Source organism: Pseudomonas sp. RP-B7 (assembly GCF_059803535.1).
This window is the reverse complement of sequence record NZ_JAPFHC010000040.1, coordinates 15,007-29,910: the sequence shown is the minus strand read 5'-3', so window position 1 is coordinate 29,910 and position 14,904 is coordinate 15,007. Positions and strand designations below refer to the sequence as shown.

General features: G+C 62.3%; 15 protein-coding genes and 1 pseudogene. 5 read left to right on the top strand and 11 right to left on the bottom strand.

All coding sequences use genetic code 11. The features are described 5' to 3' along the window. Positions 1–32 precede the first annotated feature (32 nt). Positions 33–806 (bottom strand): L-iditol 2-dehydrogenase, encoded by a 774-nt coding sequence (locus OPU96_RS25835; protein WP_226457409.1) that lies wholly within the window; start codon positions 804–806, stop codon positions 33–35. Positions 807–823: 17 nt separating this feature from the next. Next, positions 824–2,083 (bottom strand): ABC transporter substrate-binding protein, encoded by a 1,260-nt coding sequence (locus tag OPU96_RS25830; protein ID WP_498559949.1) that lies wholly within the window; start codon positions 2,081–2,083, stop codon positions 824–826. A gap of 262 nt (positions 2,084–2,345) precedes the next feature. On the opposite strand from OPU96_RS25830, the gene OPU96_RS25825 reads away from it, so the two are divergent. The 3 genes from OPU96_RS25825 to OPU96_RS25815 all read left to right on the top strand — a co-directional run bounded on the left by OPU96_RS25825 (position 2,346) and on the right by OPU96_RS25815 (position 5,424). Beyond that, complete coding sequence (locus OPU96_RS25825; protein WP_498559943.1) at positions 2,346–3,284, top strand: AraC family transcriptional regulator; 939 nt, start codon at positions 2,346–2,348, stop codon at positions 3,282–3,284. A 155-nt stretch (positions 3,285–3,439) separates the two neighbouring features. Next, a complete protein-coding gene (locus OPU96_RS25820; RefSeq protein ID WP_226457407.1) occupies positions 3,440–4,387 on the top strand; it encodes a nucleoside-specific channel-forming protein Tsx in 948 nt (315 codons plus the stop codon). 14 nt (positions 4,388–4,401) lie between these two features. Further along, positions 4,402–5,424 carry a purine-nucleoside phosphorylase gene (locus OPU96_RS25815; protein ID WP_226457406.1) on the top strand — a complete coding sequence of 341 codons (1,023 nt, stop codon included), beginning with the start codon at positions 4,402–4,404 and terminating at the stop codon, positions 5,422–5,424. Between the two features lie 50 nt (positions 5,425–5,474). On the opposite strand, the gene OPU96_RS25810 is transcribed toward OPU96_RS25815, so the two are convergent. The 5 genes from OPU96_RS25810 to OPU96_RS25790 form a co-directional block, all read right to left on the bottom strand. Next, positions 5,475–6,434, bottom strand: a complete 960-nt coding sequence (locus tag OPU96_RS25810) for a quinone oxidoreductase family protein (protein WP_498559942.1) — start codon at positions 6,432–6,434, stop codon at positions 5,475–5,477. Between the two features lie 30 nt (positions 6,435–6,464). Then, positions 6,465–6,638: a DUF1427 family protein gene (locus tag OPU96_RS25805; protein WP_192301089.1), complete on the bottom strand. Its 174-nt coding sequence runs from the start codon at positions 6,636–6,638 to the stop codon at positions 6,465–6,467. An 88-nt stretch (positions 6,639–6,726) separates the two neighbouring features. Next, complete coding sequence (locus OPU96_RS25800; protein ID WP_442962228.1) at positions 6,727–7,491, bottom strand: AraC family transcriptional regulator; 765 nt, start codon at positions 7,489–7,491, stop codon at positions 6,727–6,729. A 360-nt stretch (positions 7,492–7,851) separates the two neighbouring features. Beyond that, a complete protein-coding gene (locus OPU96_RS25795; RefSeq protein WP_498559941.1) occupies positions 7,852–8,307 on the bottom strand; it encodes a DMT family transporter in 456 nt (151 codons plus the stop codon). Positions 8,308–8,311: 4 nt separating this feature from the next. Beyond that, entirely contained in the window at positions 8,312–8,800 is a 489-nt protein-coding gene (locus tag OPU96_RS25790) for a DMT family transporter (RefSeq protein WP_192301092.1), read from the bottom strand. 117 nt (positions 8,801–8,917) lie between these two features. Here OPU96_RS25790 and OPU96_RS25785 point away from each other — a divergent pair, with 117 nt between their 5' ends. Continuing rightward, positions 8,918–9,850, top strand: coding sequence for a LysR family transcriptional regulator (locus OPU96_RS25785; RefSeq protein ID WP_192301093.1), 933 nt, complete (start codon positions 8,918–8,920; stop codon positions 9,848–9,850). 1 nt (position 9,851) lies between these two features. Here the strand turns inward: OPU96_RS25785 and OPU96_RS25780 are convergent, their stop codons facing one another. The 3 genes from OPU96_RS25780 to OPU96_RS25770 form a co-directional block, all read right to left on the bottom strand. After that, positions 9,852–11,171, bottom strand: coding sequence for an Nramp family divalent metal transporter (locus OPU96_RS25780; protein WP_192301094.1), 1,320 nt, complete (start codon positions 11,169–11,171; stop codon positions 9,852–9,854). Between the two features lie 38 nt (positions 11,172–11,209). Then, complete coding sequence (locus OPU96_RS25775; RefSeq protein ID WP_498559940.1) at positions 11,210–12,766, bottom strand: DUF726 domain-containing protein; 1,557 nt, start codon at positions 12,764–12,766, stop codon at positions 11,210–11,212. Between the two features lie 82 nt (positions 12,767–12,848). Beyond that, a complete protein-coding gene (locus tag OPU96_RS25770) occupies positions 12,849–13,631 on the bottom strand; it encodes an AraC family transcriptional regulator (RefSeq protein ID WP_226457402.1) in 783 nt (260 codons plus the stop codon). A gap of 103 nt (positions 13,632–13,734) precedes the next feature. Between OPU96_RS25770 and OPU96_RS25765 the strand changes: the two genes are divergently transcribed. Next, a complete protein-coding gene (locus OPU96_RS25765) occupies positions 13,735–14,628 on the top strand; it encodes an EamA family transporter (protein WP_498559939.1) in 894 nt (297 codons plus the stop codon). Here OPU96_RS25765 and OPU96_RS25760 read toward each other — a convergent pair. Continuing rightward, positions 14,622–14,804, bottom strand: a pseudogene (locus OPU96_RS25760) (XRE family transcriptional regulator); the annotation flags it as partial. The gene OPU96_RS25765 and the pseudogene OPU96_RS25760 overlap by 7 nt on opposite strands. Positions 14,805–14,904: the final 100 nt, after the last annotated feature.

Genomic DNA, 14,904 nt, shown 5'->3' with positions numbered 1-14,904 from the left:
TACACAAGCCCTTCCCACACCCGGGTACGACGCTAATTCATCCAGTTGCCGCCGTCGACGTTGTAGGTCTGGGCCACCACATAGTCCGCGTCCTTTGATGCCAGGAACACCGCCATCCCGGTCAAATCCTGCGCCGTGCCCATCCGCCCAAACGGCACCTCTGCCCCCACCCGCCGCTTCTTCTCCCCCGGCGCCAGACCTTCATGCCGGGCGAACAGCGCATCCACCCCGTCCCAATGCTCGCCGTCCACGACCCCCGGCGCGATGGCATTGACGTTGATGCCCTGCTTGATCAGGTTCAACCCCGCCGACTGCGTGAGGCTGATCACCGCGGCCTTGGTCGCGCAGTACACCGCCACCAACGGCTCGCCACGGCGTCCGGCCTGGCTGGCCATGTTGATGATCTTGCCACCGTGGCCCTGGCGGACCATCTGCCGCGCTGCCGCCTGCAAGGTGAACAACGTGCCGGCGACATTGATCGAGAACAGCCGCTCGTAGCTAGCGCGACTGATGTCGACAATGGGCGCCAGGTCGAACAACGCGGCGTTGTTGATCAGAATATCCAGCTTGCCGGCCTCGGCCACCACGGCGGCAATCGCGTCGTCGATGGAGGTCTGGTTGGTGACATCCATTTCAACGGCATAGGCGTGTGGACCCAGCTCGGCGGCGGTCGCTTGCGCCTGTTGCAGGTTTATATCAGCGATGGCCACGCGGGCGCCCTCCGCGATATAGGCCTGGGCAAAGGCGCGGCCGATGCCGCGCGCCGAGCCGGTGATCAGCGCGCTTTTACCTTCCAGTCGTTTCATGGCTGCTCCTGTCAAAGTCATTTTGGATAACCCGCACGTTTCATCTCGCGTTCGGTGGTGGACTGGGCCTGAAGCAGCGCCTGGTCCACCGACATGCCGCCGGTCAGCGCCGCCGAGAACAGCTTGCCGACCGAGGTGCCGATGGCCTGGAACTCGGGGATGGTCACGTATTGGATGCCCACGTACGGCACCGGCTTGGCCGACGGGTGCGCGGGGTCGGCATGCTTCATCATTTCCAGGGTCACCTGGGCGAACGGCGCGGCCTTCAAGTAGGCGTCGTTGTAGGTGGACTGGCGGGTGCCTGGCGGGACGTTGGTGATGCCTTCTTTATCGGCGACCAATTGGATGTAGTCCTTGGAGGTGGCCCAGGTGATAAACGCTTTCGCCGCGTCCTTGTGCTTGGAAGTGGCCGGGATCGCCAGGGACCAGGCGTACAGCCACGAGGAGCCCTTGTCGGTGACTTCGGTCGGCGCGGCGGCGAAGCCTGTGCGGTCGGCGACCTTGCTTTGGCTCTTGTCGGTGGTGAAGGAGCCGGCGACGCTGGCGTCGACCCAGATCGCGCATTTGCCGCTGTTGAACAGTGCCAGGGTTTCGTTGAAACCGTTGCTGGACACCCCCGGCGGGCCGTATTGCTTGAGGTTGTTGACGTAGAAATTGGCCGCCGCGGTCCACTCGGGGCTGGTCAGTTCGGGCTTCCACTGCTCATCGAACCAGCGCGCGCCGAAGGCATTGGCCATGGTGCTCAGCAGCGCGATGTTCTCGCCCCAACCGGCCTTGCCGCGCAGGCACAGGCCGTACTGATCCTTGTCCTTGGCAGTGAGCTTGGCGGCGAATTCGCCAAGCTGGGTCCAGGTCGGATGCGCGGGCATGCTCAGGCCAGCCTGCTCGAACAGGTCGGTACGGTAGTAGGTGACGGTGCTTTCGCCGTAGAACGGCAAGGCGTAGAGGGTGTTGTTGACCGACAGGCCCTGGCGCACCGAGGGGAAGATGTCGTCGGCGTCATAGCCGGCCGGCAGCCCGGTCAGCGGTTCCAGCCAGTGTTTGGCGCCCCACAGCGGGGTTTCGTAGGTGCCGATGGTCAGCACATCGAACTGCCCGCCCTGGGTCGCAATATCGGTGGTAAGGCGCTGGCGCAGCACGTTTTCTTCGAGCACTACCCAATTGAGCTTGATGTCCGGGTGCTGCGCTTCGAACACCTTGGACAGACGCTGCATGCGGATCATGTCGCTGTTGTTGACCGTGGCGATGGTCACGGTATCGGCGGCGTGACTGGCCATGGCCGAGGCCAGGCCGGACAGCAGGAACAATGCTTGCGTAAGCTTGAGCATGGCGGTTTCCACCTGTTGTTTTTGTTGTTGAGGGCCGATTACAGCAGCTTGGCCAAGCCCCCACAAACCCATGGCGGACGCGCGAGTGGTACTTTTTTAACCGTCACTCGCGGGTTAAAAAAGTATCAGTCCCGGGCAAAAACAGGGGTAGCGCGGCCACGCTCGAGGCGCGTATTTTGGAGCGATTCCAAGAATCATAAGAAGCCCCGCCATGCCTGCCAGCCGCGCCCAGCTGTTCGAGCACCGCCCCGCCGAACGTGAAGTGATCCTGCCCGAACCGGACCACTGCTTTCGCTGGTTCGAACACGACTACCCCTATGACCTGGCGCGCTGGAACCATCACCCCGAATTTGAAATCCACCTGATCCGCCAGGGTAGCGGCAAGTTGGTTGCGGGCGACTATATCGGTGCATTCAGCGCCGGCCATGTCGCCCTGATCGGCCCCGACCTGCCCCACGACTGGATTGGCGAACTGGCCCCCGGCGAACACCTGCACGGTCGCGATGTGGTGCTGCAGTTCGACGGCGCCGCGCTCCTCGCCCTGCGCAAGACCCTACCGGAACTCGGCGACTTGCAGCCGCTGTTCGAGCACGCCCGACGCGGCCTGCAATTTCACGGCGACACCGCGCTGCATGCGGCAGCCTTGATGGAAGACATCGGCCGCGCCCAGGGCCTGCAGCGGCTGATCCTGTTCCTGCAACTGCTCGACACCCTCAAGCACGCCCCGGCGCAGCACGTCCAGGCACTGGCCAGCCCGTGCTACGCGCCGACCCTGGATGCACGCAGCGCCGAGCGCATCAACAAGGCCTTCGATTACCTGATGCGCGAACTCACAGGTGACGTGCGCCTGTCGGAGATCGCCGCGCAACTGGAGATGAGCGAGCCGGGCTTCTCGCGCTTCTTCAAGCGCACCACCGGCCACGGTTTTATCGACCTGATGCGCAAGTTCCGCGTGCAACGCGCCTGCCGGTTGTTGCTGCAAAGCGAGATGTCGGTGGCGGCAATCTGCTTTGAAGTGGGCTACGCCAATCTGTCCAATTTCAACCGGCACTTTCGCATCGAGATGCAGCAGACGCCGAGCGAATACCGCCGGGAAACCGCGATGCATCTGTTCAATCGCCTCGACACAATGACACCCAGTCAATTCTGACCAAAAGGTCGATTAATCACGCTTTTTCCCTGCTTATTCAAGCCAATAGACAAAGTTGGTACAGCCTGTGCAAACGTTTGCGGGACGAACTTGCCAGCCAAGTTCACCACGACCCGAAGAATTGGGTTCAAACCGCGTACGAATAGGGATTTTCAATGCATTCCACTTCAAGGCACCCCTGCGCCCTTGGTGTTTCCCTGCTACTGGCTGTCGTTACGGGAGTACTCAGCGCACCCATTTTGGCGCAGGAAAACCCCGTCGATGACTCAGCACAGGGCGAAACCCTGAGCCCGGAAGCAAGCCCGACGAAAAAAGGCGCTTACCTGTCAGACTGGTTCAATCAGGACCTGACACTTATCGGCAGCAAAGACATCAGCTTCGGCCCCAAGCCGTCCGACGACATCTACCTGGAATACGAGTACTTCGGCCGCAAGGGGCCGTTCGAGCTGTATGGCTACATCGACGTGCCCAAGATCCTCGGCATCGGTAACAGCAATGACAAAGGCGCGTGGGACCATGGCTCGCCAGTGTTCATGGAGCACGAGCCGCGCATCTCCATCGACTACCTGGCGGGCCGCAGCCTGGCCATCGGGCCGTTCAAGGAATGGTATGTGGCGTTCGACTGGATCTACGACCACGGCAGCAACCAGGCCAACCGCGCCAACACGCTGTACAGCGGCCTGGGCACCGACATCGAGACTCACTCGCGGGTCAACCTGTCGGCGAATTTCTACGGGCGTTATCAGTGGGAAAACTATGGTGCCAGCAATGAATACTCGTGGGACGGCTACCGTGCGCAAATGAAATACATCGTGCCCATCAGCAGCTTCGACAACGGTGCCTCGCTGACCTACATCGGCTTTACCAACTACGATTTCGGCTCGGACCTGCACAAGGACAACCCGGCGCGCACCGCCAATTCCCTGGTGGCAACCAACGTGCTGCTGTACTCGTTCACCCACCTGCGCTTCACCCTGGTCGGTCGCTACTTTCACAACGGCGGCAACTGGGAGGACGGCAGCGAGTTGAATTTTGGCGAAGGCAACTTCCGCGCCCGTTCGGACGGCTGGGGTTACTACGCCGGCGTCGGTTATCAATTCTGATCAAGGAGCTTTGGATGAAACTGTTTACCCGTCTCTCGCTGGCCGTCGGCCTGGCCCTGCTATCCCCTGTGGTGTTGGCGGATGCGCCCATCAAGCCCAAGGTGATGCTGATCACCATGTTCGCCCCCGAGGCACAGACCTGGATCGATCGCCTGGAACTCAAGCAGGAAGTCCGCGTACCGGGCCTTTCTGCCGAATACCCGGTAATCCGCTGCAACACCCAGGACGTCTGCCTGCTGGTGACCGGCATGGGCCAGACCAATGCCGCCGCGTCGACCCTGGCGCTGGCCTTGTCGCCCAAGTTCGACTTGCGCCAGAGCTACTTCCTGATCGCCGGGATCGCCGGCATCAGCCCCAAGCATGGCACCATCGGCACTGCGGCCTGGGCTCACTATCTGGTGGAGTTCGGCACGCAGTGGGAACTGGACTCGCGGGACGCGCCAAAGGATTGGCCGACCGGCTACATCGGCATCAACACCAAAGGCCCGAACGAAAAGCCGCCGCTGGACTACAAGACCGAAGTGTTTGAGCTCAACCCCAAGTTGCAGGCCAAGGCGTTTGCCCTGTCGCACCAGGTTAAGTTGAGCGAAAGCAAGGAATCCGCTGCCTGGCGCAAACACTACCCGGCCGCCCCGGCCAATCAACCGCCGCAGGTCACGCGCTGCGACACCCTGGCGGGCAATACCTGGTTCTCCGGCACACGCCTGAGTGAACGCGCCGAAGTCTGGACCAAGCTGCTCACCGACAACAAAGGCGAGTACTGCACCACCCAGCAGGAGGACAACTCCACCTATGAAGCACTGCTGCGCGCCAGCCGCGAAGGGTTAGTGGATATTCAACGCTTGGCGGTGGTACGAGCGGGGTCGGACTTCGACCGGCCTTATCCGGGCTACAGCGAAGTGGACAACCTGCTGAAGTACGCGGACCAGGGTGGGTTCGTGCCGGCGCTGGAGAACCTGTATCGCACGGGTAACCCGCTGGTACAGGCGATCCTCAAGAACTGGTCGGCGTGGGAAAACGGCGTTCCCGAGGCCTGATAGGGATCAAGCTGTGGGAGGGGGCTCGCCCCTCCCTCATTTGAATGGCATTAAGGCAAGAAGATGATCTTGTCTGCACTGCCGCTGTTCACTTCCTCATAGCTCACCAAACCATCGGCCAACGCCACTTCCCGCAACCCCGTCGGCAGCGGCAGCGACCCCTCATCAAAAAACCGCCCGAACTGCTCCAGCATCCGCGCGCATTGCTCGCAGTTGTAGAGCAACGAATTGATCCCCACCACCGACCCGCCCTTGCGGTACAAGGCCAGGGCTGGCAGTTGCACATGACCGTCCAGCGGCGCGGCGATGATCGCGATACGGCCAAACGGCGCCAGACCGGCCACGGCCGCCGGCAGCCAGAAGCCAGTGGTGTCGAAGATCACATCGGCACCGCCGGTGAACACGCGGTTGACCTGTGCACCCAAGTCCTCCGGCTGCCCCAGGGCAATCGTGTCTACCCCCTGCCCTTGCAATGCCTCAACCTGCTCCGGGCGCCGTACCGCCGCCAGCACCTGGGCGCCACGGATTTTCGCCAGGGCCAAGGCCGCACTGCCGACGGCGCCATTGGCACCAATCACCAGCAAGCGCGTGCCTTTGCCCACACCGCTGCGCTCCAGGGCATCCCAGGCGGTAGTGTAGGGAACACCAAGGCTGGCGGCTTGGGCGAAGCTCAGATGGCTGGGCTTGCGGGCCACGCCGTTGGCCGCCACCTTCAGGTATTCGGCATGAGAACCGTCGGCAAAAAAACCGAGGTCGCGACCGGTGCCCCAGACTTCCTGGCCAAGCAACGCCTGCGGACCTTCGACGACAACGCCAGCGAAGTCACGTCCGGGAATGCGCGGCAACGTGGTGTAAGGGAAACGCCCAAGCAGGTTTTTCACATCGCTGGGGTTCAAGCCTGCCGCCTTGATCTGCACCAGCACTTCATCGGCGCCCGGCACCGGGGTGGCGACGTCGACGAAGCGCAGGGCTTTGAGGTCGCCGGTAGCGGAAAATTGCAGTGCTTTCATGACCAATATCCATCGCAGGGAAAAGGGAAATCAGGACCACCAACCGCTGACCAGCTGCCGACCCAGGGGCCAGAGCTTTTCGCCGAGCAACATGCCCATCAAACCCACCAGGGCGATGGCCGGCGGCGCGGGCGAGCGGAAGTCCAAGGCGCCGTAGATCACGCCGACAAACAGGCCGATGGCGAGAGAAATGAGGTAGTTCATGGGGTGGCGCCTTGTAGGTTGATGGGCTCAGTCTAGAGCCCGCCCTCCTCACGCATCGGCCAAGTGCTTCAGGATTTCGGCCAATTCCTCAGCCAACGTAGTGCGACGGCGCCACACCGAGTGCGCGGCGGAACATGTCGCTGAAACTGCTTGGCGAGTAACCCAGAGCGCGCGCGATACTGCTCACCGATTGGCCCTGGATCAACTCCGCGACCGCCGTGGCCAGTTGCACCTGGCGACGCCATTCGGCGAAGCCCATGCCCAGGTGGCTTTGGAACAACCGCGACAAGGTACGCACGCTGGCCCCGGCGGCTGCGGCGTGTTGTTCGAAGGAGATGTCCAGGGATGGTGCGACCATCACCGCCTGGCACGCATTGCTTAGACGACGGTCGGCGTCCATCGGCATGGCGATGCGGATTGGCGAGCGCCGCGCCCGTTGCAATTCCAGCAACGCCAGACGCACCACCGCGTCGTAGTAGCCGGCATCACCGCTGTCGCCCTCGTCCACCAAGGTCACGATCAGTTCGCGCAGCAGCCCGCCGACCTCGATCACCTGCACCTGGCTGTCCAGCGTCGCTGCCAATGCGGGGCGCAGGTAGATATTGCGCATCTGCAAGTCCGACACCACGCGAATCCCATGCTCCACCCCCGGCGGCAACCAGACAGCACGCTGGGGCGGCACCACCAGGGCTTCGCGCGGGGTTTCGACCCACATCACGCCGCTCATGGCGTAGAGCAATTGACCCCAGTCATGGCTATGGGGCTCCACATACAACCCACGCGGATAGGTGCGTGCCAGGGGCTGCACGGGAACGGCATGATCACTGAGGTCGGGGGGTGCGGCCAGGGCCATGGGGAGCACATCAGTCAGGAGTGAGTGCTCATGGTAATCAGCGACGCTCGACAATCCGAGCTATTTTCCGATGTGGGAACGGGTTTGTGTGGGTGTGGGAGATTCTATGGTTGCGGCGCAACCTCTCTACCAGCAGTGCCGCCGCCTTCGCAGCCTCGCTAAAGCTCGACAGCTCCCACTGGGGATTGGCAGTGCCTGGGCGATCTCTAGCCGAACACTCACTATCCATCAACACCAATCACCTGTGGGAGCGGGCTTGCCCGCGAAAGCGGTGGTTCAGCCAACACCTCTACCAGCAATGCCACCGCCTTCTCAGCCTCGCTAAAGCTCAACAGTTGCTCCCACATTTCTTTGACCACATCAGTCGGCCTGGCGAGTATTGCTGCGATACATGAACACCAATGCCAGTGCCAGACAGACCATCGCCACAATCCGGCTCCCGGATAACTCAATCGCCGGGTTGCCCAGCCAGCCGAAGTTGTCGATCAACATGCCCATGCCCAATTGACCGACGATCACGGCCACCGTCGCCACGGCGGTGCCGACCACAGGCACCGCGCCGACCATCACCAACATGTACACCACGCCGAACAAGGCGCCGGTCAGTTGCCATTTCGGCACGTCCAGCAAGCTGACGGCCTGGGCGGGCTCGAAGAAGAAAATCAGCAGCGCCGTGCTGAGCGCACCGACGGCAAAGGTCAGCAAGCTGCTGCGCAACACGCCGACCGTCTGGCCCAGGCGCCCGTTGATCGCGGCCTGCACACTCAATACCGCACCGGCGGCAATGACCAGTACCAACAATAGAATCAGATTCATCGCCTTACCCTCGTGCAATCAGAACAAGCGCCACCACAATCAACGCCAGGGCTATCCAGCGCTCGCCGTTGACCCGCTTGCGCGCGGTGCCGAACCAACCGAAATGGTCGATCAGCACGCTCTTGCCGACCTGCCCGGACAAAATCGCGACCATGGTCATCGCGATGCCGATATGCGGCGTAGCCAGGGTCAACACCACCACGTACATCGGCCCGAGGAACCCGCCGATCAATTGCCAGCGCGGCAGGTCGGCCAGCGCCGGGCCCTTTTGCGGGCCGCTGAACAACAAGAGCACGTACAAGATCGCCGAACCAACGCCAAAGATGCTCAACGTCGCCCACAAATGCCCGACTTGCTGGCCCAGCGGCCCGAGCAAGCCTGCCTCCACCGACAGGCCCATGCCCGCCAGGATCACCAACGGCAGCAACAACAGCCGCAGAAGGTTATGTTTCGGACGGGCCGACGCCACACCCTCGATAGAACTTGCCTGCATACATCACCTGCGCTTCAAGAAAGGAACCATGGCGCGCATTATCCGGTGGCCGTGCTATGCAATAAATGGGAGCATGCCGACAACACCTTTGCGCAAAACGCACAGCACGGAGTCATGATGCAGGGTTTGAATGAATTGAGTTTCAAGGCGCTGCGCCTGTTCGTCGCGGTGCTCGACCACGGCAGCTTTTCCGAAGTGGCCCGCCGGGAAAGCCTGGCACCCTCCTCCATTTCCCGGCAGATCCAGCTGATGGAGCACGCCCTGGGCCAGCAGTTACTTTACCGCCACACCCGAGCGGTCAGCCCGACCGAGGCCGGGCGCCTGCTCGGGCATCATGCGCGACTGTTGCTGGAACAACTGGAAACCGCCGGCCAGGCCCTGCAGGAACAGGAGAGCGAACCCAGCGGCCTGGTACGTATCAACGCACCGATGGTGTTCGGCCAGCGCCACTTGTCACCGTGGCTCGGCGAACTGTGCCGACGCTATCCCAAGCTGCAACTGGACATCCAGCAGACCGACACCTACGTCGACCCGCTGCAAGACGGCACCGACCTGCTGTTTCGCATCGGCGTGCTCAACAACTCAGGCATGCAGGCGCGCATCTTCGCCCCGCAGCGCTTTCGCATCGCCGCCAGCCCCGCCTACCTGGCCCGACACGGCACACCGCAGCACCCCGACGAACTCGTCCACCACCAATGCCTGGCCTACAAAGGCATCACCGGCCAACAACGCTGGTTCTTCCGCCGCGCCGGCAGCGACTGGACGCCCTACAGCGTCAAGGGCCCGATCACCGGCAACCACGCCGACACTCTCACCCACGCCGCCGAACAAGGCCTTGGGCTGGTCGTGTTCCCCTCCTGGCTGATCGGCGAAGGCTTGCGCGCCGGCACCTTGCAGGCGGTGCTGAGCGAATACGAAGTGGCGACCACACTGGAGCCGCAGCAGATCGCCGCACTATGGCCGGGGAGCCGGCGGTTGTCGCTGAAGGTGCGCACGGTGATTGATTACTTTGTGGAGTGTTTTGGGACCGTGCCGTATTGGGATCGATGATTTAAAACAGCCACTGCCCAATCAACCACGCATTCGCCCCGCTGATCACGGTAAACAGAAACCACGCCAACACCCGCGTCGGCAGCCGATTCACAAACGGCCCCATTAGCTGCTTGTCTCCGGTCATGCGGATCAGCGGGAACAACGCAAACGGCAATTGCAGGCTGAGCACCACCTGGCTGAGGATCAACAGCTTGCCGATGGCCGCATCGCCCATCAGCCACACGCCGAGGAACGCCGGGATCAGCGCCAGGCCGCGGGTGATCAGGCGGCGTTGCCAGCAGGGAATGCGCAGGTTGAGGTAACCCTCCATGATCACCTGCCCGGCAATGGTGCCGGTGAACGTCGAGCTTTGCCCCGACGCCAGCAAGGCGATGCCGAACAGAATGCTGGCAAACGCGCCGCCCACCAGTGGGTCGAGCAGATGGTAGGCGTCCTGGATCTCGACCACATCGGTGTGGCCGCTCTTGTAGAACGCGGCGGCGGCGAGGGTCAGGATCGCGGCATTGACCAGCAAGGCCAGGGCCAGCGAGCCGATAGTGTCGATGCGCGCCAGTTTGACCGCGTCCTGTTTGCTGGCGAGGTCCTTGCCGATCAGACGGGTCTGCACGATCGAGGTGTGCAGGTAGAGGTTATGCGGCATGACCGTCGCGCCGAGAATACCGATGGCCAGGTACAACGGCGCAGCGTCGCTGATCGCCGAGAGTGACGGCGTAAAGCCGCTGAACACATCCGGCCAATACGGTTTGATCAGCACCAGTTCGATAAAGAAACACACGCCGATGGTCGCCACCAGCGCCAGCATGATCGCTTCCAGGCGCCGGAAGCCTCGGTTCTGCAGGGCCAGGATCAGCAGCGTATCGAAGGCGGTGATGACAATGCCGGTGGTCAGCGACACCCCCAGCAGCAAGTGAAACGCCAGGGCGCAGCCGAGCACTTCGGCCAGGTCGGTGGCAATGATGGAGATTTCCGCCAGCGCCCACTGGGTGCGGGCGGAGCGCCGGCTGTAGCGCTCGCGGCACAGTTGCGCGAGGTCCTTGCCAGTGGCGATGCCCAGCCGCGAGCACAAGCACTGCACCGCCATCCCCGCCAGGCTGGCCAGCAGCACCACGAACAACAGGCTGTAGCCGTAACGTGAACCGGCCTCGATGGCCGTGGCCCAGTTGCCGGGGTCCATATAGCCGATGGAGATCAACAGGCCGGGGCCGGCGAACATCAGCATGCGCTTGAAGAACGAAGCCTTGGGGTCGACGGCAACGGAGCCGGCTACTTCCGGCGGGCAGAACGGGGCGGTGGCAATTTTCGGCAGGCTGAATTTCACACGGTATCCCAGGCAAACACACTAGACAGGCGCGCAGCTTAGCAGTCGGACGCGACCGTGCGCATTACCGTGTCCCTGGGCAGGTCAAACGCTTCCACGACTTGCACCACCAGGTCCATTTCCTGGTTCAGCGCCTCGCGCTCCATGCGCTGACGGATCACGCCGACCACCAGCACCGCCAAGGTGGTAATCGAATAGGCCGGGCCGGAAAATGCACGCACCCCGCTCACCAGCAACATCGCGGCCGCCAACGCCTGGCCCACCAACGGAATCGCCGTGGCCGCACCGCGCCGCAGGATGAAACCGGTGAGCCCGGCCAGCGCCGTGCCACTCAACGCCGTGGTCGCCGAGCGGCCCATGTCGAAACGATTGAACAAGCCCTGCTCTTTTTGCGCCGCGGCCTTGAGTTCGGCGTCGAAGGCTTGCCGGTCAGCGCTGTTGAGTTTGCCCTTGTATTGTTCGATGAGCTGCTGCGCGACCTGTGCCTCGATGTCCGCCAACGCCACGGTTGCAACCGGCTGATCAAACTTGATCCCCAGCCGTTGCGCGACATCCTCGGCGATCTGTCGATACCCCACGCCATGGCCACGGGCCAGGTTCATAAAGCTGTCGCCGCCCATGCGTTGCAGCTCGATGGCCAGTTTCAGCGGCTCGCGCACGCTGGCATCAATCGACGCGCTGCGTTTTTGCGCCATCAGTTCGGCAAGGAACTTCAACTCATCCGGCCGCGCCTGCACCAGTGCCGGGAACAGTTCGGCGTCCTCTTCGGCAAAGCGCACCTCGCTGCTGCGCTGGTCGGCGCGGATCATGCCGCGCCGTTCCTGCAACAGGTCGGTGTATTGCACCACCGTTTTAAGCTGCGGCCAGTAGGCGGCGTGATCGAAAGTTGCCAGGTGCACATTGGTGACCTTGGGCTTGAGGGCGGGCGTGAGCGGGATGGCATAACGACCGATGCAGCGCTCGTTGTCCGGCTTGATCGCCAGTGCCCAATCCTTGCTGGAATGGCAGTTGATCAGCCGGCCCTGCAGCGGCGCCGAGACTTGATCCCATGGGCTCGACGTACAGATCGCCCCGCCCATCAGCAGCAAGTGATGCAACGGCAGTTCGCGAGCCACCTCAGGGCTGGCCAACAGGCTTTTGACCAGAATCCGCGCGCCGAGGGAATGCCCGATCAGGTTGATGCGCCGCACCGGCAGGGCCTCGGCGTGCAGAAAGTTGGCCAGTTCAGGCAACAGGGTCTGGGCGACTTCGTCGACACGCGCCTCAACACTTTTGTAATGGTCGAGAAAATACGCAATCGCCTTGCCCACCCCCACGGTAGCGGCGCCCAGGCCACCGCCGCCGAGCATCGCAGCGATCACCTCCTTGAACGGCGCGAACAGGTTTTCCAGAAAATGCCCGGCCGGCCAGAACAGCATCACATTGGTCGAGCCTTCGATACTCGCCAGTTGCGCCTTGAAATTACCCAGTTGCTGACGGTTGAAGAACGCCGAATAACCGTGAACGTAGAGATTGAGCACATCCCCCTGGGGCTCGCCACACAACACAAAGGTGGGCTTGCGGGTGCGGTGCATTTCATCCCACTGGTGCTGCATGGGCCGGTGACTCCTGGTGACGATGGACGGCGATAGTAACAAAGCGTGGCCGGCGCAACGGTGAATCCTGACCGATGAACGATCAGAACAACGCCGCCGCCCTTGATTTGGCCAGGTAGCGCGCCGGCGCCTCCCCCACGTTGCGGCGGAACACCGAGGTAAATGCGCTGGAGCTGCTGAAGCCCAATGCCAGCGCCACGTCGGTAATCGAGGCACCGTGGCTGAGCCGCGCAGTGGCTTCCAGCAGGCACACCTGCTGGCGCCAGGCCACGAAGGTCATGCCAGTGTGTTCAAGGAACTGACGGGTAAAGGTGCGCCGGCTCATGCTTGACCATTCGGCCATGGTGTCGAGGGCGATGGTCTGCGTGGGCGCGTCCAGGAAGCGCTGGCAGGCGCGGGCGAGCCGAGGCTCTAACGGCAGCGGCGCGCTGAGGGGCAGTTCTGGCATGGCACCGATTTCATCCACCAGCAACGTCAGCACGCAATGCTGCCTGACACTGGGCCCCGCCGCCGGGTCAATCGCCAGTGCCGCCTCCAGCAAATGGCGCAGCAGCGGCGACACCTCGAACACCTGGCAATGCCCCTGCAAACCTGCGCGCCGGGCAGCGGCGTCAGAGAGATAGGTGTTGAGCATGACCACATCGCCACGCATGTGCATTTCATGGGGCACGCCGCCGGGCACCCAGATCGCCCGCTGCGGCGGCACCACCCAATTGCCAAGGTCGGTAAACATCTTCATCGCCCCCGTGGACGCATAGGCGAACTGGCCACGGCTGTGGGCGTGGCGCGCAAACACGGTGCCCGAGGCATATTCGTGCAGCGTCACTACGGCTTCGGGGTCATCGTGGGTGAAGGTCGGGATCATGGCCCGATTTTGTCAAAACATGACCTTACATAGCAAGCGGGCCATACGAACGCCGCCTACCATCGTTGCCTTTGGACACGCCTGCCAGCTCAAGGGAACGACCATGCTCAAGAAACACCTGGCACTTGCCATCCTCGTCACTCTGGTCTGGGGTTTGAACTTTCCTATTACCAAGCTTGGCCTGCGCGGCATCGACCCCTTCGTACTCACCGGCATCCGCTTCGCCCTCGCCGCCTTGCCGCTGGTGTTCTTCATCCGACGCCCCGCCGTGCACTTCGCCTATGTAGCGGCTTACGGGGTGATTTTCGGCTTGGGCATGTGGGGCGTGATCAACTACGGCATCCAGATAGGCGTGAGCCCCGGCATCGCTTCGCTGATCATCCAGCTCAGCGTGTTCTTCACCCTCGGCTGGGGCGTGGTGCTGTTCAACGAAACCCTGCGTGACGCCCAACTGGTCGGCGCCGGGCTGACTTTGCTCGGCCTGGCGGGCATTGTCGTCACCCAGGAGGGTAGCCACGCGGTGCTGGGGGTCATGCTGATCGTACTCAGCGCACTGGCGTGGAGCGTGGGCAACGTGATCATCAAACGCTCAGGGGTGAAGGAAATCTTCGCGTTCATGGTCTGGGCCAGCCTGTTTCCACCGATCCCGCTGTTCCTGATGGCCTGGTGGATGCACGGCAACGCTGCGTTCGAAAGCCTGCCCGCCCACCTGGACGCCACGGCCATCGGCTCGATCCTGTTCCAGGTCTACCTGGCCACGCACTTTGCCTACTGGGGCTGGAACTCATTGCTCAAGGCGTACCCGGTATCGACGGTGGCACCGCTGTCGCTGCTGATCCCGGTGTTTGGGATCGCCAGTTCGATGCTGATCATTGGGGAGCGGGTTTCCTGGCTGGAGCTGGTCTCGATGGCTGTCATTCTGGTGGGGTTGGGGGTGGGGTTGTATCGCTGGCCGGTGAAACGCAAACCCGGCACAGGGTCGGGTAGCCTTCAATAGGCAAAGTTATCGATCTTGACCTGGCCGTCTGGAAACGTCGCGATAATCTCCAAGTCGCCGCCCATCGCACGGATGTAGTCTCGCAATGTACTGATGTACATGTCGGTGCGGCGCTCCATCTTGGAGACCGCCGCCTGATTGATATTCAATAGTTTGGCCAGGCTCTCCTGGCTCAAGGACACGCCACATGCATCACTCACCGCAAAAACACAATTCTCGAAATGTAAAAAGCGCTCTAATACGCTCCTGTTGATTCGCTCTAAAGATCCTGGAGTT